Genomic DNA, 336 nt, shown 5'->3' on the forward strand with positions numbered 1-336 from the left:
CCGAAATTGGGTCTGTAGCTCAGTTGGTTAGAGCGCACCCCTGATAAGGGTGAGGTCGGCAGTTCGAATCTGCCCAGACCCACCAATTTTGTGTGGGAAACGCCTGTAGAAATACGGGGCCATAGCTCAGCTGGGAGAGCGCCTGCCTTGCACGCAGGAGGTCAGCGGTTCGATCCCGCTTGGCTCCACCACTACTGCTTCTGAAGTTTGAAAGCTTAGAAATGAGCATTCCACCGGTTCGGTGATGAATGTTGATTTCTAGTCTTTGACTAGATCGTTCTTTAAAAATTTGGGTATGTGATAGAAAGATAGACTGAACGTTACTTTCACTGGTAG

At 49.1% G+C, this 336-nt stretch carries 2 tRNA genes; both read left to right on the forward strand.

What is annotated here, in order from left to right:
* Positions 1–8 precede the first annotated feature (8 nt).
* A tRNA-Ile gene (locus tag KVG87_RS25780) sits at positions 9–85 on the forward strand.
* A 30-nt stretch (positions 86–115) separates the two neighbouring features.
* Positions 116–191 (forward strand) — tRNA-Ala (locus KVG87_RS25785).
* The last annotated feature ends 145 nt before the right edge of the window (positions 192–336 follow it).

This window comes from Pseudomonas siliginis (assembly GCF_019145195.1).
Classification (GTDB): domain Bacteria; phylum Pseudomonadota; class Gammaproteobacteria; order Pseudomonadales; family Pseudomonadaceae; genus Aquipseudomonas; species Aquipseudomonas siliginis.